The organism is Vibrio sp. LB10LO1 (assembly GCF_010092875.1).
Lineage (GTDB): Bacteria > Pseudomonadota > Gammaproteobacteria > Enterobacterales > Vibrionaceae > Vibrio > Vibrio campbellii.
Genome location: NZ_JAADJW010000039.1, coordinates 1 through 18,998, shown reverse-complemented (window position 1 = coordinate 18,998; position 18,998 = coordinate 1). Strand labels below are relative to the sequence as shown.

Sequence of the window (18,998 nt, the reverse complement as noted above, 5' to 3'; positions counted from 1 at the left end):
GAAATCGTTGTGGATATTCTTTCCGATCAGGAAATGCTGCGTTACAACCGCCAAATCATTCTTCGTCAATTTGACTTTGAAGGGCAAGAGGCGCTCAAACAAGCGTCAGTATTGATGCTTGGTGCTGGCGGCTTAGGTTGTGCATCAAGCCAATATTTGGCCACTGCCGGTGTCGGTAAAATCACGCTGATTGATGATGATATCGTCGAGTTGTCTAACCTTCAGCGCCAAGTACTTCATCACGATGCGGATATTGGCCGTAAGAAGGTAGAATCGGCGGCAGATGCACTACGCGAACTTAACCCGCACATCATTGTAGATACCATCGCAAAGCGTCTTGATGATACAGAGCTAAAAAGCTTGATCGAACAGCACACGATTGTTGTTGATGCATCAGATAACGTCGATACGCGTAATCAACTTAACCGCCTATGTTTTGCGACCAAAACACCGCTAATTTCAGGCGCCGCCATTCGCATGGAGGGACAAGTAAGCGTGTTTACTTACGATGACCCAGCGCAACCATGTTACCAGTGCTTGAGTGCCCTTTTTGGCAGTGGCGCATTAAGCTGTGTCGAAGCCGGAGTCATGGCGCCTGTTGTTGGTATTGTTGGCGCAGTACAAGCGATGGAAGCGATTAAAGTGATAGCTGATTACGGCCAACCAAAGAAAGGCAAAATTCTGATTTTGGATGCGCTCAGCATGTCTTGGCGAGAAATGAATCTGATGAAAATGCCAACCTGTCCAGTTTGCAACTAACCGGCTTACAACTAACCACCTTATATCAATAAGCCCGCTTTTGCGGGTTTATTTTTGACTTCTGCAAAACAAAAAAACCGCCCGATAAGGGCGGAAAGTCAGCTAGGCGACTGAACAAACAAAGGAACTTTAAATACTAAGACCAACTCACTTCACACACTAAGCCACTCTCATATTCATTTCTCAGGTCGATGCCCGTGCGATAATCGACGATATCTTCAATAGTGAGAACTGGCATTCCATGACGCCTTGCAAACTCAATGGTCTCTGGCAGTTTCGCCATGGTTCCATCAGGGTTAGTCAGTTCACAAAGGATCCCTGACGGGACTAAGTTTGCTAGATACATCAAATCGATCGTACCTTCGGTATGACCTCGACGGGCCAACACGCCATTTGTTTTCGCAACCAGTGGAAAAACATGGCCTGGTCTTGCTAAATCTTCTGGTTGAGCATCAAAATAAGTGGCCGTTTTGACCGTTGTAACGCGATCTTTCGCAGAGACCCCTGTCGTCACCCCTTCTTTCGCTTCAATCGAAACCGTAAAAGCGGTCTGGTTTTTACTGCGATTATCTTTCACCATAGGAGGAAGCTCTAACCAATTGGCGCGTTCCTCCGTTAAGCACAAACACACGATGCCACTGCATTCACGAATCATGAGTGCCATTTGCGCTTCGGTAAGATGCTGTGCAGAGAAGATAAGGTCGCCTTCGTTCTCGCGATCCTCATCATCCATTAATAGAACACCAAGGCCATTTTTCAGAGCCTCAATCGCTCTTTCTACCCTTTGTACTGGAGTGCCAAACTCATCTAGTAGTGACGTTGAGCTCATAGTTTCTTCTCCTTGATACTGATTACAAATAAGCGAACGCGTCCGCGTAAAGTTGCTCTGGTTCTGCCCCTCTTTTGTCACAGAACCAATCACGAGCCACTTCAACCATTTTGCAAGGACCACACAAGTAGATATCGAACTCAGATAAATTACGGAAATCACTCATCACACACTCCAACACCTTTCCTTGCTTAGCGTACTGGGGACAGGTTGATATTTCAGTAACTGGCACGTAACTGACGTTTTTGTTTTCAAGCGCAATATCCACCAGTTCGTCATGCACATACAGGTTATCCATATCCTTAGCACCCCAATAGACGTAAATCGGCTGGGTAAACCCTTGCTCCAAGCTATTTTTCAAAATACTTAGGGTGTAAGACATTCCGGTCCCGCCTGCGACCAATAACAAGGGTTTGACACTCTCATCACGCAGCCAAGCGTCGCCTCGCGCCTCACTGACTTCAACCATGTTTCCGCAGACCCACGAATTGGTGAGTTCTTCCATCACAAGCGTATTTTTCTTGCTGATATCTGAGCCACCAATATGGAGTTCTAAAAACGCACCATTAGAAGGACACGAGGCTATAGAAAACGGTAAACTACCAAAGCTTAAACTGACGTTAATGTACTGCCCTGCCCTAAATTCAAAAGGCTGATCCGGCTTGAGCAACACTCGGAATATGAAGCCAGTTAACGGCTCAATTTTTTCTATCGAACATAACATGTCAGTTGCCTCCTTCATTCTTAGCGGTAAACGCTTGAGACATACTGAGAGCACACCCCTTCATACCTCGCGTCTTAACTCTTCTAACGATCTCAATAGTAGTTCCCGGGCGATCGCCTTCTTCTTCTCGCACGATGCCTATATCATCCGTCACTAGAAAGCATGGATAGCTAACCGCCGAGGCATCCATATAGCTCATCAGTCCTGGTTGGCCATGCGGAAGCGGCTTTAATGTTTTAGGATCCAGAGCTCTTGCAAAGACCCAGGGAGGTACACGCTTTTTGTGTTCTGTATCTTCAAAAAAGCAGGTGTTCAGTTCAACTTGATTAAATGTGTCTCGAATCTGCTCTGCGCTTTCTAAGGTAAAAGTCTCACACAAAAGTTGGTTGAACTCGTCTCTATCGAGCGATTGATCCTGATGTTTTTTCCAGCCGCCGCCAGTGATGATGTAAAGATCGCGACCACCATTGAAAGTTTGACCTTGCTCGCGCATGAAACAGCACAGTAGATAGATAAAATAAGGAGGGCCGATAAGACAAATGGTTTTACCAGACTGCTTAATACGATTCATATTAGCTAGCGTCGCCTCAAAGTCGATCTCATCCTCAGTGACAGTAAATGCGGTCGGATAAAGGAGCTCAACTAAGCTCATGACGTACTTGAACCAAATATTGTTGGCATTAAAGCGATCTGGGCCTAAGTTCACCAACTCCATCTGATGGTCAAACCAATCACCAACGTAATTCATACCGAAATTTACTGAGCCAAGAAGCCGCTCAATACTGAGTCTATCTCGTGCGACAGTACTTTTGATGCCACTAGTACCGCTGCTAGTAAAGCGATTCTCGACCTCTTCATCGTCAAGTGTTAATAGGGTCTTCAACTTAAAAATAGAAGTAGGGAAAACGGGGATCTCGTTGAGGTCTTCGACCACCTCCCCGACTCCCAACCTCTCGCAGAACTGACGATAGTCATCATTATTGTGGTAATGGTATTGATATGCCCCTTTAACAAGGCGAGATGTCAGCTGTTTTTGTTCCTGCAATGACCATTGCTGAGGAGTTCCCATGAAAATCAAGTCATCGATTTCTGTGCTCGCTGCGATATTTTCCTGCTTAACCGCTGAAAGTACTTCCATATAAATGCCTCTATTAGTTAGCGCTATCGCGCGAAAAGAATGGTGATATAAGGGGCATCGCTGCCCCTTCAGCATCGTTTAAACGTTACGAGTGGTATTTGACGATGTTGGCGTTTACCACATCGATAACCGCTCTTTGCTGCGCTTTATCTTCCATCGACTCAAAAGACATCAATAGGTCCGCGGCACCACAACACTCAATCGCAACTCGCGCTGCCTGAGTACTTTCTTCATAAGTACCGATGGCATTTTCTGACAACAGCTCTACCATTTTTTGCTCAAAGTCGGTATTTGGGTAAGATTCACGGACAAACTCTTCCAAATACACGCGTGCTTCTGCCCTTGCTGCTTCACCATCTACATTTTGGTTGACCAGCAGCGTCAGCTTGTGTCGAACCTGACTAACATCGACACCATGTACCTGAGCAACTTCGTGGTACAAACCGGCGTATTCTTTTCTTTGCGCGTTTGAGTCGTCCCATTTAAACACGAGTGGAAGCCCTAACTTAGCCGCCCATTCAACCACTTCTTTGCTCGTCGCATTCACAAATTGCGCAGGACCGCCTTCAGTGTACGCGTGTGGGTTAACAGAGATTTTAGGAAAACTATAAAAATCATTGTTTGGATGGCAGTACCCAGTAGTGAATGCATCATTGATGATCTTGTGACACTCACTGAACAACTGAAACTGAGAATCCGTTGGTCGATTAAAGAAGCGCATATCTGCACTCTTTTCACAATCACTAAAGCCAAAGACAAAACGGCCTTCACTCATTTGGTCGAGTAGACACGCTTCTTCCGCCACACGTACTGGATGATGTGTGGTAATAACGTGATTTAACGAAGCCACTTTGGCGTTCTTTGTCATACCAAGTAAAAAACCAGCCACTGTTAATGGGGCACCAACCACACCATTGTTCGAGAAATGGTTTTCGTAAACAGCCAACGTGTCAAACTTCAACTGATCTACGTAATGTGCGGTATCTAACATTTCTTCGATGACTTGATCAGAAGAACGCTTTGAATTCATAAAATTGAGGAAGAATAATCCAAATTTCATGTCTCTTTCCTTTTAGAAAATATTAATTACTGTTTTTCTTTGAGATATGGCATCACATCAGACTGGAATAGCTTCATAGATGCGATAATTTCTTCTTCAGAACCGTTTGCTTCAAAACCACAACAAATATTGTTAATACCCGTCGCATCGATATCTTGCTGGATAATCGCGATACACTCTTCAGGCGTTCCTACTGGGTTGATTTCGTAGCTGTAATCAATTCGGCGATTGGTGTCTTTGTGGCCTTTCAAGACAAAATCACGCCATTGACCTTTATTGAAGTCATAGCCTTTTGTTTGGTCAGAGTCGTCAAAAATCTTTGTGGCATTCACGTATGAGTCGTACCAATGACCCAAGAAGTTGCGGCAAATATCTTTGGCTTTATTTGAGTCATGATCGACGGAGGTGATGTAAGACAAACAGTGGTCAATCTTAGTCACATCGTAGCCATGCTCAGTCGCGACTTCATTGTAAAGATCAAGCTGCGCTTTCTTCTCGTGAGTGTTGATGATCCAGCTTAGAATCATTGGTAGGCCACGCTCTGCAGCCCATTCTGTCGTTGATGCTGACTCCGCGACGACATAAACAGGAGCGCCACCTTGTGTGTAAGCCGATGGATTCAGTTGGATTTTCGGGAACTTAATATGTTCGTTATCCGCCGCGATATAGCCTTCATTGAAGCCTTCTTTCATCAAGTCATACCAACAGTCCATTAAGGCTCGGCTGTTATCCATGTCTGTACCAAAGACACGGAAATCTTTGTCGTACAAACCGCGACAAATACCAAAACGGAATCGTCCTTTCGACATTTGATCCAGTAGATTTACGTCTTCTGCTTGTCGAACCGGATGGGCAGTCGGCAATACGATGGCTGCAGTGCCAACATTGAGCGTTTCTGTCGCACCTAATAGGTGTGCGGCAGCAACATAAGGATTCCCTAACAACCCAAATTCAGTGAAGTGGTGCTCTAGTAACCAAACTGTGTCGAAACCACAACCTTCAGACGCTTTGCCCAGATTAACCAATCGCTTCATCACTTCGGTCTGAGATAGCTCAGGTGGCTGATAAGTGAGAAGGAAGTTTCCAAATTTCATAACATTTCCTTATTTGTTGGTATTACGATAAGACCTAAGCCATTTCTGGCGTACGGCTTTCAATTTCCGCTTTCAAGCGACGTTCATTCACAGTCGCGATGGTGAGTTGTTCAAAATCAGGCTCGATAAAGTCGACGTCGATTTCTAAGCTGCCTCCATCCATTGCGATGGCGGCTTTGGTGACGGATTGGTAGAAATTACGTAACACGACCAAGTTTTCACCCAAGTCATGAGAGCTACCAAGCAAGGAGTAGAGCTTGCAATGCCCACTGCGGATATGCGCTAACATGTCATAGACTTCTTCTTGCTTAACCCAATCATCGTTGTTAGCGGTAAAGGCGATTAAAGGAACCGAGGTATTGGCTACTTTGTCGAGAGTAGAATCTAAGGTATCCCAGTGATGCTCGAAGCAGTCGCGAACGAACACTTCAGAACCAAGCTTATGACCTTCAAAATCAAGATCGTTTGGTAGCTCATCGATAGGCAAACTGAGGTAATCAAAACCAAGCGCTTTTTCTAGTGTGTCACGCAAGTTAACCACGCCAACCGCAGTAATCAGAAAAGACAGCTCAAGGTCAGAGATAACTTCATAGGCGACACGAGCTGAGAGACTTGCCGCAATCAAGCCAATGTTTTGTGTACCCTTGGTCTGCAGCCAGTGATAAACAGTACGCAAACTATTTTTGCCCGTCGTCATGGTGAATTCATCAATCGAACCCGAGCTGAGCCCCACATGATGAAGAGAGTCATAACGGAACACATGGAAACCATTTTCAGATAGATATTCGGCTAACCCAGCAAAGTGATCCATTCTTCTGGCAAAACCAGAAGCAATTAAAATGGTGCTATTTTTAGAAGGCACATTTTCTTTTGGGGGCGTTTCCCAGACGTGAAGTTCCTGACCATTGTTCACGCGCAATACGTGTGCAATAGTCTTGCATTGATTATTCATTGTAAATTTCCTTATTTAAGGGACGAAAACCAAGAATTTATCTTCTTCAAGAAAGCGAGTTTGCTCTATTTCGACAGATACATCCTTAGTGGTGAAGTTATATGGTCTTTCATGAGAAACAAATCGAACTAAACGTTGAAGTGGGCGCATTGCATCATGTGCGCCACCGGCTCTAAATATATTATTCATCCCAGATTCAACGATTCTTTCTACTCCTTTTGCGGCGAATGCATCTCGATATTTCTTGGAAGACTCCCATGGATAAAAAGAAATCGTTTGTGTTTGATGTTTCTCTATATATTGAACAACATCATCAACCTTATTTATTTTGTGGACATAAACGCAACGACTTAATGGATGGTTATATTCAACCCCGGGCTCTGACTCGATGATCATCCAGTTATTTTCCGGTTCTGATATAACTTTCAACCCAGAAAATTGACACTCAAGACGAGTCATAGAAAATAAAGCTTCATCATCAAAACTTTGCTTTGATTTTGGTAAAACTTCTTGATAAAGATTCAGTTTTTCAACAAGTTTCGATTTAAATTCTTCATACTTATCTCCAGAAAAGTAAATATTCTGAGTAGAAAAGCAGGCATTTTGGTCATAAAAGCAAATATCATGAGCAACACCCGAGGCGGCTTCTTCTAGATCGGCTGGATGGTCTAACACGGTAAAACTCTTCTTTGGACCAAACTTCAAAACATCGATGTGTGAAGGAGAATGCTTAACCGCCCAATCAATGGCATCTCGCCCCCCCCAAGCAACCACTGCATCCATATGACTCAGTAATTCTTCAGCGAGTGTCGTATCCGATGTATGAGGCCAATACAATACGGAAATAGAACGAGAAATAGGATGGTTGGGATCGACGTCAATAAAGCTCATCGCTAGCGCATGGGCAGTAAATGGATCCGATGCTGACATTCTCACAATACATTGGTTTCTCGTCAGTATGCCTCGTAGTATTGAGGTCACACCGGAGAGAGGAACGTTCCCCGCAAGCAAATGCATCGTGCGTCCTTTAGGAAAAGCCCTCACATAACACTCACCCTGCGGTAACCATTCATCTTGTATATGCGTAGAGCCAAGTTCGGTATCAATAATGTCGTAGAGCGCACTCTTAGAACAAAGGATCATTGCAATCCAATTTGCTTCTAGTTTCGCCATTTGTGGTGAATACCCCAAATAAGTAATAAGAGACCGAATATATGCCCTTCTTCTTGAATACTCTTCGCTCTTCCAACGCTGCCCTGTTGTATAAAGAAAATTGATGATGTTATTTATATTTAGATCATTTAAATAATCATGAGTCACCATCTGAGTTAAATGAACATGATTAAAGGAATCAATCTTAACTTTTTTTTCTTCAAAACTGATCTCAAATCGATTTTCTTCAGTAGAAACTATTTGCCCATTTACTATTAAAGGTAAGTGTTTTTCCATATCAAGAGCTTCTCCTTTGAATTTGAAAAAACATTAATATCTTGGGTTGTTTTTTTAAAGTTAATTAATAACTTTTAACCAAATGCATTAAATAGATCAAACTAATGAGAAGTATTACCATTTAATCTAATTATAGTTTTCCTTATTTATAATTAGTCATAACATTTAACAAACACCTAAATTTCAAACACTTTAGTTTTTTATTTTATCAGTGCGATTAAACACTAAAGCAACCATACTCATAAATATTGCATAAATTATTAATGTTCTTTGTAACACTATAAATAAGTAATGGTATTTAAGTGGTTGCTGCTACTAGAGTTAATTGTAATTCTTCAATAATATCCTCTCACCTAGGTAGCACTTTCAGTGAAAAAGTATGGACTTCATAAGAAACCACAAGTGGGATCGATCCCAAATACGTGCGAGCTGGATAGGGGACGGTGTACGTGCGAAGCTCTTGGCAAGACAGCGGTTTTGAAAACCGCTTAAACCGAGTGTCATTTTGAGATTCATATTAAAAATAATGGTGAACGCATATTTAACACATTGATATACCTAACGATACCAGTTGGCACACTCCTTTCATTGCATATATCACCAACCAACGAGAGGGCGAATTATGAAAGGGATATCATTGTTACTTGGGACTCTGATGGCGAGCACTTACGCTCAAGCCACGCCATTCGATACTTGCCCAAGCAAAGCATACCTATTTCAGTCAACCCCGGTTCAAATCTATGGCGTCAACTTGGTTACGGGATCTACTACTCTATTAGAAGATGACACAGGTTTAGCTTCGGGCATTAACGGCGTGGGTTTTGACTTCACTGACCGTTACATTTACGGCTATGACACTACAAACAAGAAAATCGTTCGATTGGGTAAAGACTTTCAAGCTGAAACACTCAGTGTTTCGGGTCTGCCTACCGACCACACGTTTTACGTAGGTGACGTTTACAATCACGTGTACTACTTGTATCGCAAAGGAAAAGGCCTATTTTCCATTGACCTATCACCGCTAGATTCTGATCCAAACGCGACGCTAAACATAGTTAGAATCACCTCAACAGCCAGCGTTAACCTGACAGACTTTGCTTTCCACCCGGGTGACGGCTCACTCTACGGCATTGATAACAACTCGGGCATCCTATACGAATTCGACCCAAGCAATGGCAACGCGACTGCTATTGGCGATACTGGTGAGTTAGGCACATTTGGTGCTGGCTATTTTGATGTGAATGGCAACTATTATGTCTCACGCAATCAAGACGGTAAGATCTATCGAGTGGACTTATCTGAAGATAACGCAGCCAACATTGCTGCTGGTATTGTTCCAGCAGTTGAATTTGTCTCTAACGGTCCAAGCTCAAGCCAAAACGATGGTGCCCGTTGCGCGAATGCTCCTGTGATTGATGAAGACGACCCCATCGATTTTGGTGACGCTCCTGATAGCTACAGCACAACACTTGCTTCCAACGGGCCACGCCATGAAGTCGATGATGTCACTTGGTTAGGTGCTGTCGCGCCAGATGGTGACGCAGACGGTCAAGCCAATGACAACTCTGTGGGCACGGCCGATGAAGATGGCGTCGGTTTTGTTTCAGCACTCGATCCGGGCTTAAGCTCCATCATCAATGTCACAGCATCCACATCTGGGTACCTATCTGCTTGGTTTGATTGGAACCGCGATGGCGACTTCGATGATGCAGGCGAACAAGTCTTTACCGATGAGCTGCTCTCTGCAGGCAATAATCCGCTGCCATTCGTGGTTTCCACTGCCGCTACTGAGGGGGCGAGCTGGAGCCGATTCCGCTTTAGCCAACAAACGGGTTTGAATTACTTTGGCGGCTCTACATCTGGTGAGGTAGAAGACCATCCAATTACCATTACTGGCAATGGATACACCGTAGAATACTTCCCAAGCGCAGAAGATTACGCGACCGTCGCTTATGAAGATAACTGGCCATACACTGCTGACTACGACATGAACGATGTAGTAGTGAAGTTCCGTATTACCGAAACCAGCCTTGCAGGTCACGTTGAAAATATCCAAATTACCGGTGACTTAGCCGCTTACGGCGCGGGTTACAAAAACGGCTTCGCAATCCGACTACCTGGTGTTTTAAGAAGCGCTATTGAGAATGGACTCACTACCCTATCCTTCAATGGTGTGGAACAAGCATCAAACGGTTTGGAAAGTATTTCTAACGAAGCGATTTTCATCATCAGTGAAGACTTGAGCACGCACGCCGCAAGTAGTTGTAGCTATTTCAGAACTGAGTCTGGTTGTGATGACAGTGTTTCACTTACCTTTACTCTGAATGTCTACTTCACCGAAGATTCAGACCGCTCAGCCATTCAAGCTATGCCATACGACCCGTTTATCTTTGCAACTCCGGGGACCTACCATGGCGATGGCATTACGTTCCAACCAGGTCGCAAGTGGGAAGTACACCTAGCTGACCAGGCACCAACAGAACAATTTGACGACCAAAACCTCTTCGGCGTCGGCGTTGATGCAAGTGACCCTGCACAAGGTAAGTACTTCAAAACCGCCAACAACTTACCATGGGCGCTATTGATAGTAGAGGATTGGAACTGGCCTCTTGAGCGTGTCGATATGGTGGACGCTTATCCTCAATTCCAAACTTGGGCAGAGTCTGCTGGCGAACGAAGCACTGACTGGCACACCGCTCCAGCACCAAACAAATGCTACATTCCATAGGAGATAACATTATGAAAGCACTCATTACAATCATTATGGGATTAGCACTAACCGCATGTGGTGGAGGCGGTGGCGGTGGAGATAACAGCACCCCTGCGCCACCACCAACACAAACTACAGTGCCAGAGGATGATACCAACGAAAATGAAGAACCCGTTGAGGAAGAAGAGACAACGGTACCGGTAGAAGATGTGACAATGCAGGATCTTGAGGTACCAGATAACTTCAGCTACAACCCTGTAACCGAAGGTAGCCTCAATGTAGACATCAGTGGTTTCTCTTCACAACGTGCGCACCTCAGCGTTTACAAAGAGTTTGCTGAAAACAGCTCGGGGAGCTACGACGCAAAATACCCAAGCAAAGTTGCTTCTGTTCCACTCGATAAAGGGACAGCGAACATTGACTTTAACATCTCTGATAGCCAAGGCAGCCTGCTTGTTGAAATTTGGTTCTATGATGGCAGCGACCCAATCCAGAAAGTCATAACTTCTGGTGACAGTTCTTGGGTCATGTAGCCAAATAGGAGTAAGGTCTAGAAAACGACCTTCCAATATAATTCCTCACTCTTTTACTTCAAAATCGCATCGTTCTTTTGAACATGCGATTTTTTTGTTGTAAAACAGTAGGGTTACTCATTTGACGGGAAAATACGTTGGACAATCCGAAAACCTTCATTTTGGTCTTTGTTGCTGCCATCGTCGCATTATGTCTGGCTCTGTGGCTAACATCTTCTGATGAAACACAGACCATTACCGCAACCGTCATTTCAAATACGTTAACGCAATCACTCGATGGTCAAAGACGTTATCTAACGATTGAATCGGAAGAATCAGGAATCAAACGCGTCGCTGTACCAACTTCCACCCATTGCCCTAAAGGTGCAGCGGCAACATTCAGCCAACCAACAGATTCACTCTTCGAGCAACCGCTCACGTTTTTAAGCTGTGAATAAGCTTACTCTTCACAGTTATTTAAGCCGCCATACTACTTTGAGGAAACAAAAGACGATGCAAGCACTGATCAGTACTGAAGAACTTAATAGCCTACTCGGCCAACCTAACGTCAAACTCCTCGACGCGAGTATTGCGTTTCAAATCCCTTCAGAAGGCGAAAAAGTTAAAGATAAGTGGCTTCCTAATTCCCTACGCTTTGATTACGACAACGACTTTTGCTTACCTGATTCATCTCTGCCACATATGATGCCAACAGAAGAAGGCTTCAACCAAAGTGCGCAACAGCTCGGTTTGAACAACGAAGATTTGATCGTGGTATACGACAACTCAGGGACACTTGCCGCACCAAGAGCATGGTGGATGTTCAGAGCAATGGGTCATGAGAATGTTCGAGTTCTGAACGGCGGTCTTCCCGCTTGGATTAAAGCTGGGCTTTCTGTTACGAGTGCTTTATCGCAACCAAGCGGAAAAGGTAACTTTTCAGGCAAGCTCAACCAAGAAGCGTTTTTGAACGCCCAAGCTGTGCTTGCTCATTCGAATAACCAAAGTGCAAACATCATCGATGCAAGAGCCAAAGCTCGTTTCCTTGGTGAAGTGCCAGAACCACGAGAAGGGCTACGCAGTGGGCATATTCCAAATTCGGTTTGCTTACCGTTTCAAGAACTCTTAACCAACGGTCACATTAAACCGAATTCAGAGTTGCAACAGATATTTAGCGCACTAACAATAGATAGTGATAATTCAATCATTTTTAGTTGTGGCTCCGGTGTAACCGCATGTATTTTGTTACTTGCGGCGTATCAAATTGGTCTGGACAACCTGTCGGTGTACGACGGTTCTTGGACCGAATGGGGTGCAGACCATTCTCTACCTATCGAGCGTTAAGATCAGGAGCAGTAAAACGATATGATCGGCATAAAGAAGAACATTTGGACGCTCTACATGACGCTGTTTGCGATAAGTGTGGGTTTGTTCTCTCTGTTTGGTCATTATCATTACGAAGCAACTCTCGATAAGTACAAAGATAAGCAGCTCTTACAATTAGAGCTGTTTGCCTCTTCCGTCGAGTCTTTGTTAAAAGGGCAAGAAACGCTTTTAGAAGTAGTTGGGCATCAACTGATAGAGCAAAACGACTTCACTCGAACAGCTTCCCTACAAATGCGTCCCTTGCTTGATGATTTGATGGATATCCACCCTGCTATCGCCGCTTTTGGCCTGACTAACCCTGAAGGGGATTACCTGGCCATCAGCTCTAATCTGGATTTACAAAAGCTACAAAACCTCAGGCAAGATCCTCAAACCAGAGGGACATTCGAAGCTGCACTTCAGGCCCAACACATGGTGGTTGGCAGAACCTATTTCATGCCCGCACTCGATTCATTAGTGATCCCTATCCGAAAGGCAATTCGAAATAAAAATGGAGACGTAATAGCAGTAATGACAGCGGGGTTTAATATGAACTCCTCCTTAGTATTCAGAAATGACGTGCATGCCAATAAACACAACCGCGTGTCATTAGTTCGTGAAGACGGTTACCTTACTTTTACCTCCGCGGAGCAACCTAATCTATTCAGCTATACGCTCCCTGCAGATGGACATAGAAAAGCGATTGTCTTTGAGCAAGTCGAGAAAAAGTACGGCTGGAGCCGCGATACAGTAAAGAACCTATCAAGTGCGGTAAACATTGTTGCCGATGACCCAAGAATCAATCAACTGGTGACACTCAAATATTTACCTGATTACAAACTTTGGGCTTCCTCTTCAACCGACCTACGCTACATCCAACGTGGCTTCTTCGATCAGTTTGCTCTCTATTCCATCGTTTTCCTTTTTATCCAAGCAGGTTTCTATGCATTGGTTCGCTCAATTGCAAATAACGAGCTCGCAACGCGACAAAAGCTGCTTTATCAGGCGCATCATGATCATTTAACACTGCTACCTAACCGTGAATATCTAAGAGCACACATCACAAAATGGCTGAATGAAACTTCAGATCCATTTGCTTTGATGTTCATTGATATCGATAACTTCAAATCAGTAAACGACACACATGGCCATGAATTTGGTGACGAAGTGCTTAAGCAAATAGCGCTGCGCTTGAAGAGTTTCGACAGTGAAGACCGATTGATTGTTAGAGAGGCGAGCGATGAATTCATCTTACTTGTCAATCAAACAGACGACAGCGTAGTAAGGACGCTAGCAAGCGATCTTATTCATTACCTATCCGAACCTTACATCGTTCACGAAAACCAGTTCCTTCTCAGTTCTAGCGTCGGTGTTGCACTCTATCCTTCGCATGGCAAAAGTTTGGATGCGCTACTTCGCTCAGCGGATATCGCCATGTATCAAGCCAAAAAGGATCGTAACGCTTACAGTATTTTCGACCAACAAATGCAAGCGAAGCACCTCCATAAGATGAAGATAGAGCAACGTTTAAGGCTCGCTATCGAAAGGCAAAGTTTGTTTTTGGTGTATCAGCCTCAGTTGAACAGAGATGGTGAAATCTATGGCGTTGAGGCGCTTGTTCGCTGGCAGGACGAAGAGCTTGGATTTGTACCGCCAAACGAGTTCATTCCGGTCGCCGAGAGCTCAGGTTTGATGGTAAGACTCGGAGAGTTAATCATAGAGAAAAGTTTCGTCGATATGGCACGTTTAACAGGGCGTGTAAAACAGTCTATCCAGATGTCGATTAATATCTCGGTCAAACAATTTATCCAAGTCAACTTCATTGAGGATCTGGTGGCCATGATTGATAGACATAAGGTGAAACACAGTCGCATCACACTGGAAATTACTGAGAACCTGTTCATCGAGGACCTCGAAAAATTTGCGCCAATTTGCCAACGTCTACATTCGCTAGGCTTTAAGCTCTCTCTGGATGACTTCGGTACTGGCTACTCTTCCCTTTCGATGCTTAAAGCATTGCCAATTGATGAAGTCAAAATCGATAAGAGCTTTGTCGATAACATTGAGAACGATGAAAAAGCACTGAACATGGTGCAAAACATCATTGCGATTGGTAAAAACTTTGGGATGAAGGTGCTTGCTGAAGGTGTGGAAACTCGCCATCAACGTGATCAACTTACTGCTTGCGGTTGTGATTTGATTCAAGGCTACTTCTATTCCAAACCATTGCCTTTTGAGCAGCTGATTAGCTTTGCCGAAGAGAACCACAACGAAAAAGCCGTCGAACAATAACGACGGCTTGATTTACGTAGTTATAACGTAAGGGACAGAGACTAGTTCTGCATTTCCTTATACATCACTTCGACTAACTCTCCTTTCGGATCTCCTGACAGTTCCCATGTAAAGATTCCGCCTAAGTTAGATTGTTTCGCCCAGTCGGCTTTGGCTTTGATAGATCGCTGATCTTCAAATGAGATAAACACCTTCTTGTCTGGGTTCCATAAGTATGGCGCTTGAGCTTGCTCATCATATTTGTACTCATATCCTTGTTTCACACTGTAGTTCTTCATCAGATCCCAGAACATGAAGTAGCCATTCTCACCAGTACCAAACTGTGCGCCTTTCTCCGATAATAAGTCTTGAGTTGGTAAACCACCGGCAAAATCTTTAGTTCCTTGCCAACCGCGACCATAAAACGCGGCACCAATCACCAACTTCTCACTAGGAATACCCAGCTCAATCATTTGATTAATGAACACGTCTGCGCCCATTCCCCACCAACTGCGGTCGGTCGCATGTAGGTTAGTCGTATGCCCTGTCTGTTGCCCCCAACCGCCAAGGAAGTCGTATGTCATCGCAAACATGTTGGTTAGGTAAGGCTGCGCCGCTTTCCAGTCAATACCTGCTGCTTTAGGACCAACACCCACCGCTGTTGAAAGCTCGTACTCACGCTTGGTCTTTTTCGCTAGTGTATCTAGATCACCACGCATGGTTTTAACTAGGTAAGTGAAGGCATCACGCTCTAATGCTTTTTGCTCATCCGTCAGCTTGGTATCTGGACTCCAAGGAGACGTAGTCAAACCGCCACCACCTGGATATTCCCAGTCCAAGTCAATGCCATCAAAAAAATCGTACTTTGCAATCAACTCGACCGCCGTTTTCGAGAACTGATCCATTGCTTGCTGGTTTTTAGCCATAGCGTGGAAAGGTTCAGACATGGTCCAACCGCCAAAAGAAGGAAGAATTTTTAGATCAGGATGTTGCTTCTTAAGTTCGGCCAATTGGGCGAAGTGCCCTTTATATGGAACGTCTACAGAGACCGGACCAAAGTCTTTTTCAAGTGCCGCCTCGGTATCAACCAAAATCGCCGTATACGGTTCTTTGCCTTCACAGTGCTTTGCAACCAGCTTTTGAATATTTTCCGAAGCACCAGTGTGAGGACCACACATACTTAAAAATGCGTAGATAATGTGAGTCAGGTTATCAGCCGGAATGTCTTTAACCGTGTATGGATTGTCTGCATTTGCGTACTGCCAATCGGCAAAATAGCCTGCCACGACTTTTTGCTCAGCTTGTGCAATACCTGTAAGCCCCGTAAATAATGCAGCTGCGAGAAGTGTCTTTTTCATAATTTCCTCCAGAGTAATCAACTACAAATTACCCCTGAGGATTATTTTTAACTTGGAAACGAAATCAGGCTGCGAGTCATTTATAGATCCTCACAGCCAAATTACATTAGTTGCATATTATTTGTGCTAAACCTCTGATGTGCTGTTGCCATGCATCTGCTCATCTAAGTTAAGAACCGTTAATGCGTTACTTACACTGGTTGCAATCACATCAATGGCTCCGGTTCTTAAAGCCCCAAGTAGCGCCAATGGTTTACTGTTTTCTGCCGCAATCGCAATCACTTCTGCAATTGGGCGAAACTCTTCAATACCTAAGCCGATGACTCGGTCACTCATTACTGTGTTTGCTACATCGCCGTGGATGTCAAAGAAATCATAACCGGCAAAGTCCCCTACGACGCCTTGCATCAAACGGGATTGCACCACTTCATCTGGAGTAAACCAGCCAAGGTCAACCATGTAGCTGTTTTCACTCATATCACCGATACCAACAAGAGCGACATCCGCCTTGCGCGCCAAGTCCAGTGTCTGTTTAACCGTGGCGTTTTGCATGAAGGCCACCTTCTGCTCTCGGTTTTCAGCGTAGGCAGGGGCATACAGAGTTTCCGATGTGCCGCCGTATTTCTTGGCGAATTGTCGGCAAATGTGGTCCGCATTGTACATACCGCCACGAGGGTGAATCCCGCCAATACCGCACACAAACTTACAATCGCGCGGCGTGATAACGCCAATGTGGTGAGCCACAGAAGAAACGTTACGCCCTTGCCCTACCGTCACGACCATGCCGTTCTTTAAAGTACTCGTCAGGTAGTTAGAGACCAAACCAGACACTTGGAGACGCTGCGCTTCTTCATTAGGTTGATCCAAAGCGACCAACGCTCGTTTCACACCAAAGCGTTCGATGAGGCGCTGCTCTATCTTGGCGCTAAACACAGGGTGATATTTTACGGTAATCTCTACAATGCCTTCATCACGAGCCTGCTTCAGCATTCGCCCTACTTTGGCCCGCGATATGGAAAACTTTTTCGAGATCTCTTCTTGGGTCGCACCGTCTTGATAATAGGCAACGGAGATCTCAGTTAGTAAATCTGTGCTTTCAATAGAAATGTCTTGCTTAGAACTGCTCATGTTTTTCTCGCCCTTTTAGAGGATCGACATTGTATGCATTAGTGAGCATCCGCTCATTGACTTAGCATATGTTACCCTCCAATTTTACTGCGACATTTGCTCACTGCAATGACATTTTCTCACCGATTAATTTTATTAATATCATTACTGCTCAAGCCTTGAACAATAAGGGCAAACGTTTATTTCGGCCATGCTCTGAACACACAGCAAAAAAACGTTGATGAACATCACTTAAAGTCGGTTTCGGCGATTGACTTTCAGCATGGATAGGATAAATATGGATTCATCATTTACTCAGCTACCGATCAAATGTTCATAGCAAATGTTCGGTACCGAAATTTTCCGTAGTTGGCTGAGCAGATGTCTCGTTAAATATGATGAGACGATTAGCCGACACGCTTGCAAATGCACAAGCTGTGGTACTCAAAACCACACTTAAGCCCATTTATATAGGATGATCGATTATGAGCAACAAGTTAGAGCAACTTCGTAAACTAACAACTGTAGTAGCGGACACTGGTGAAATTGACGCAATCAAAAAGTACCAACCTGAAGATGCAACAACGAACCCATCTCTTATCCTAAAAGCGGCTCAAATCGAAGAGTACGCACCTCTAATCGACGCTTCTATCGAATACGCAAAAGCACAAAGCAACGACAAAGCACAACAAGTACAAGACACTTGTGACATGCTTGCAGTAAACATCGGTAAAGAGATCCTAAAAACTATCCCTGGCCGTATCTCTACAGAAGTAGATGCTCGTCTTTCTTACGATACAGAAGGCAGCGTTGCTAAAGCTCGCCAGCTTGTAAAAATGTACAACGACGCAGGCATCACTAACGACCGCATCCTAATCAAACTGGCTTCTACTTGGGAAGGCATCCGCGCTGCAGAGATCCTAGAGAAAGAAGGCATCAACTGTAACCTAACGCTTCTATTCTCTTTCGCGCAAGCTCGTGCATGTGCTGAAGCAGGCGTATTCCTAATCTCGCCATTCGTTGGCCGCATCATGGACTGGTACAAAGCAAAAGAAGGTCGTGACTTTGAAGCTTCAGAAGATCCAGGTGTAATCTCAGTAACAGACATCTACAACTACTACAAAGACTACGGTTACAACACAGTTGTTATGGGCGCAAGCTTCCGTAACATCGGCGAGATCCTAGAACTTGCTGGCTGTGACCGTCTAACTATCGCTCCAGCTCTTCTTGCTGAGCTAGAAGCGGCTGAAGGCGAAGTTGTAGAGAAACTGGTTGATTCTAAAGGTTCTAAAGAGCGTCCAGCTCCAATGTCTCACGCTGAGTTCCTATGGGAGCACAACCTAGACGCAATGGCTGTTGAGAAAGTAGCTGAAGGTATCCGTAACTTCGCGGTTGACCAAGGCAAACTAGAAGACATGATCGCAGCTAAGCTTTAATTGCTTACCAAAAGCGAGTAGCCAGCCTACTCGCTTTTAGCATCAGCGCTTTATTCAAAAAATTCTATTTGAACTTGTTCCGACGAGTTCCCTCTATTTAAATCAAATATCGAGAAGTAACTACTATGGATCGCTCTCTTCTAACACGAAAGTATCTAGCTAATGCAATCCGTGCACTAAGCATGGATGGTGTTCAACAAGCTAACTCTGGTCACCCAGGTGCACCTATGGGTA

At 44.5% G+C, this 18,998-nt stretch carries 17 protein-coding genes; 8 read left to right on the top strand and 9 right to left on the bottom strand.

Going from position 1 to position 18,998, the window contains the following annotated elements; translation table 11 throughout:
* Positions 1-9: 9 nt before the first annotated feature.
* Complete coding sequence (gene moeB, locus GXP65_RS21155; RefSeq protein ID WP_005425975.1) at positions 10-759, top strand: molybdopterin-synthase adenylyltransferase MoeB; 750 nt, start codon at positions 10-12, stop codon at positions 757-759.
* A 136-nt stretch (positions 760-895) separates the two neighbouring features.
* On the opposite strand, the gene ribB is transcribed toward moeB, so the two are convergent.
* The 7 genes from ribB to GXP65_RS21120 all read right to left on the bottom strand — a co-directional run bounded on the left by ribB (position 896) and on the right by GXP65_RS21120 (position 8,005).
* Positions 896-1,588: a 3,4-dihydroxy-2-butanone-4-phosphate synthase gene (ribB, locus tag GXP65_RS21150; RefSeq protein WP_038888442.1), complete on the bottom strand. Its 693-nt coding sequence runs from the start codon at positions 1,586-1,588 to the stop codon at positions 896-898.
* A 22-nt stretch (positions 1,589-1,610) separates the two neighbouring features.
* On the bottom strand, positions 1,611-2,312 hold the full coding sequence (fre, locus tag GXP65_RS21145) for an NAD(P)H-flavin reductase (RefSeq protein ID WP_162093663.1): 702 nt from the start codon (positions 2,310-2,312) through the stop codon (positions 1,611-1,613).
* A gap of 1 nt (position 2,313) precedes the next feature.
* Positions 2,314-3,450, bottom strand: coding sequence for a long-chain fatty acid--CoA ligase (locus tag GXP65_RS21140; RefSeq protein WP_162093662.1), 1,137 nt, complete (start codon positions 3,448-3,450; stop codon positions 2,314-2,316).
* A gap of 85 nt (positions 3,451-3,535) precedes the next feature.
* Positions 3,536-4,510, bottom strand: a complete 975-nt coding sequence (locus GXP65_RS21135; RefSeq protein ID WP_162093661.1) for an alkanal monooxygenase — start codon at positions 4,508-4,510, stop codon at positions 3,536-3,538.
* Between the two features lie 26 nt (positions 4,511-4,536).
* Positions 4,537-5,604, bottom strand: coding sequence for an alkanal monooxygenase (locus tag GXP65_RS21130; protein ID WP_077262928.1), 1,068 nt, complete (start codon positions 5,602-5,604; stop codon positions 4,537-4,539).
* 34 nt (positions 5,605-5,638) lie between these two features.
* Positions 5,639-6,556, bottom strand: coding sequence for an acyl transferase (locus tag GXP65_RS21125; RefSeq protein WP_162093660.1), 918 nt, complete (start codon positions 6,554-6,556; stop codon positions 5,639-5,641).
* 15 nt (positions 6,557-6,571) lie between these two features.
* A complete protein-coding gene (locus tag GXP65_RS21120) occupies positions 6,572-8,005 on the bottom strand; it encodes an aldehyde dehydrogenase family protein (protein ID WP_162093659.1) in 1,434 nt (477 codons plus the stop codon).
* A gap of 622 nt (positions 8,006-8,627) precedes the next feature.
* On the opposite strand from GXP65_RS21120, the gene GXP65_RS21115 reads away from it, so the two are divergent.
* The 5 genes from GXP65_RS21115 to GXP65_RS21095 all read left to right on the top strand — a co-directional run bounded on the left by GXP65_RS21115 (position 8,628) and on the right by GXP65_RS21095 (position 14,884).
* On the top strand, positions 8,628-10,733 hold the full coding sequence (locus tag GXP65_RS21115; RefSeq protein ID WP_047476150.1) for an LruC domain-containing protein: 2,106 nt from the start codon (positions 8,628-8,630) through the stop codon (positions 10,731-10,733).
* Between the two features lie 11 nt (positions 10,734-10,744).
* Positions 10,745-11,248, top strand: a complete 504-nt coding sequence (locus GXP65_RS21110) for a hypothetical protein (RefSeq protein WP_162093658.1) — start codon at positions 10,745-10,747, stop codon at positions 11,246-11,248.
* A 137-nt stretch (positions 11,249-11,385) separates the two neighbouring features.
* Positions 11,386-11,685: a hypothetical protein gene (locus GXP65_RS21105; protein ID WP_162093657.1), complete on the top strand. Its 300-nt coding sequence runs from the start codon at positions 11,386-11,388 to the stop codon at positions 11,683-11,685.
* A gap of 55 nt (positions 11,686-11,740) precedes the next feature.
* Entirely contained in the window at positions 11,741-12,571 is an 831-nt protein-coding gene (locus GXP65_RS21100; protein WP_047476156.1) for a sulfurtransferase, read from the top strand.
* A 21-nt stretch (positions 12,572-12,592) separates the two neighbouring features.
* Positions 12,593-14,884, top strand: a complete 2,292-nt coding sequence (locus GXP65_RS21095; protein WP_162093656.1) for an EAL domain-containing protein — start codon at positions 12,593-12,595, stop codon at positions 14,882-14,884.
* A 41-nt stretch (positions 14,885-14,925) separates the two neighbouring features.
* Here GXP65_RS21095 and GXP65_RS21090 read toward each other — a convergent pair whose 3' ends face one another.
* Positions 14,926-16,221 carry a glycoside hydrolase family 18 protein gene (locus tag GXP65_RS21090; RefSeq protein ID WP_162093655.1) on the bottom strand — a complete coding sequence of 432 codons (1,296 nt, stop codon included), beginning with the start codon at positions 16,219-16,221 and terminating at the stop codon, positions 14,926-14,928.
* 126 nt (positions 16,222-16,347) lie between these two features.
* Entirely contained in the window at positions 16,348-17,349 is a 1,002-nt protein-coding gene (locus tag GXP65_RS21085) for a sugar-binding transcriptional regulator (RefSeq protein WP_162093654.1), read from the bottom strand.
* A gap of 464 nt (positions 17,350-17,813) precedes the next feature.
* On the opposite strand from GXP65_RS21085, the gene tal reads away from it, so the two are divergent.
* Positions 17,814-18,764: a transaldolase gene (tal, locus tag GXP65_RS21080; protein WP_005425862.1), complete on the top strand. Its 951-nt coding sequence runs from the start codon at positions 17,814-17,816 to the stop codon at positions 18,762-18,764.
* 125 nt (positions 18,765-18,889) lie between these two features.
* Positions 18,890-18,998: hypothetical protein (locus tag GXP65_RS25435; protein WP_162093653.1), on the top strand; the 109-nt coding region annotated here is incomplete at its 3' end.

Excerpts from the sequence above, each read along its gene's own strand:
- tal (WP_005425862.1), top strand. The coding sequence starts at position 17,814 with ATGAGCAACAAGTTAGAGCAACTTCGTAAACTAACAACTGTAGTAGCG.
- GXP65_RS21110 (WP_162093658.1), top strand. The coding sequence starts at position 10,745 with ATGAAAGCACTCATTACAATCATTATGGGATTAGCACTAACCGCATGT.
- GXP65_RS21120 (WP_162093659.1), bottom strand. The coding sequence starts at position 8,005 with ATGGAAAAACACTTACCTTTAATAGTAAATGGGCAAATAGTTTCTACT.
- GXP65_RS21100 (WP_047476156.1), top strand. The coding sequence starts at position 11,741 with ATGCAAGCACTGATCAGTACTGAAGAACTTAATAGCCTACTCGGCCAA.
- fre (WP_162093663.1), bottom strand. The coding sequence starts at position 2,312 with ATGTTATGTTCGATAGAAAAAATTGAGCCGTTAACTGGCTTCATATTC.
- ribB (WP_038888442.1), bottom strand. The coding sequence starts at position 1,588 with ATGAGCTCAACGTCACTACTAGATGAGTTTGGCACTCCAGTACAAAGG.
- GXP65_RS21135 (WP_162093661.1), bottom strand. The coding sequence starts at position 4,510 with ATGAAATTTGGATTATTCTTCCTCAATTTTATGAATTCAAAGCGTTCT.
- GXP65_RS21125 (WP_162093660.1), bottom strand. The coding sequence starts at position 6,556 with ATGAATAATCAATGCAAGACTATTGCACACGTATTGCGCGTGAACAAT.
- GXP65_RS21130 (WP_077262928.1), bottom strand. The coding sequence starts at position 5,604 with ATGAAATTTGGAAACTTCCTTCTCACTTATCAGCCACCTGAGCTATCT.
- GXP65_RS21090 (WP_162093655.1), bottom strand. The coding sequence starts at position 16,221 with ATGAAAAAGACACTTCTCGCAGCTGCATTATTTACGGGGCTTACAGGT.
- GXP65_RS21115 (WP_047476150.1), top strand. The coding sequence starts at position 8,628 with ATGAAAGGGATATCATTGTTACTTGGGACTCTGATGGCGAGCACTTAC.
- GXP65_RS21140 (WP_162093662.1), bottom strand. The coding sequence starts at position 3,450 with ATGGAAGTACTTTCAGCGGTTAAGCAGGAAAATATCGCAGCGAGCACA.
- GXP65_RS21085 (WP_162093654.1), bottom strand. The coding sequence starts at position 17,349 with ATGAGCAGTTCTAAGCAAGACATTTCTATTGAAAGCACAGATTTACTA.
- GXP65_RS21095 (WP_162093656.1), top strand. The coding sequence starts at position 12,593 with ATGATCGGCATAAAGAAGAACATTTGGACGCTCTACATGACGCTGTTT.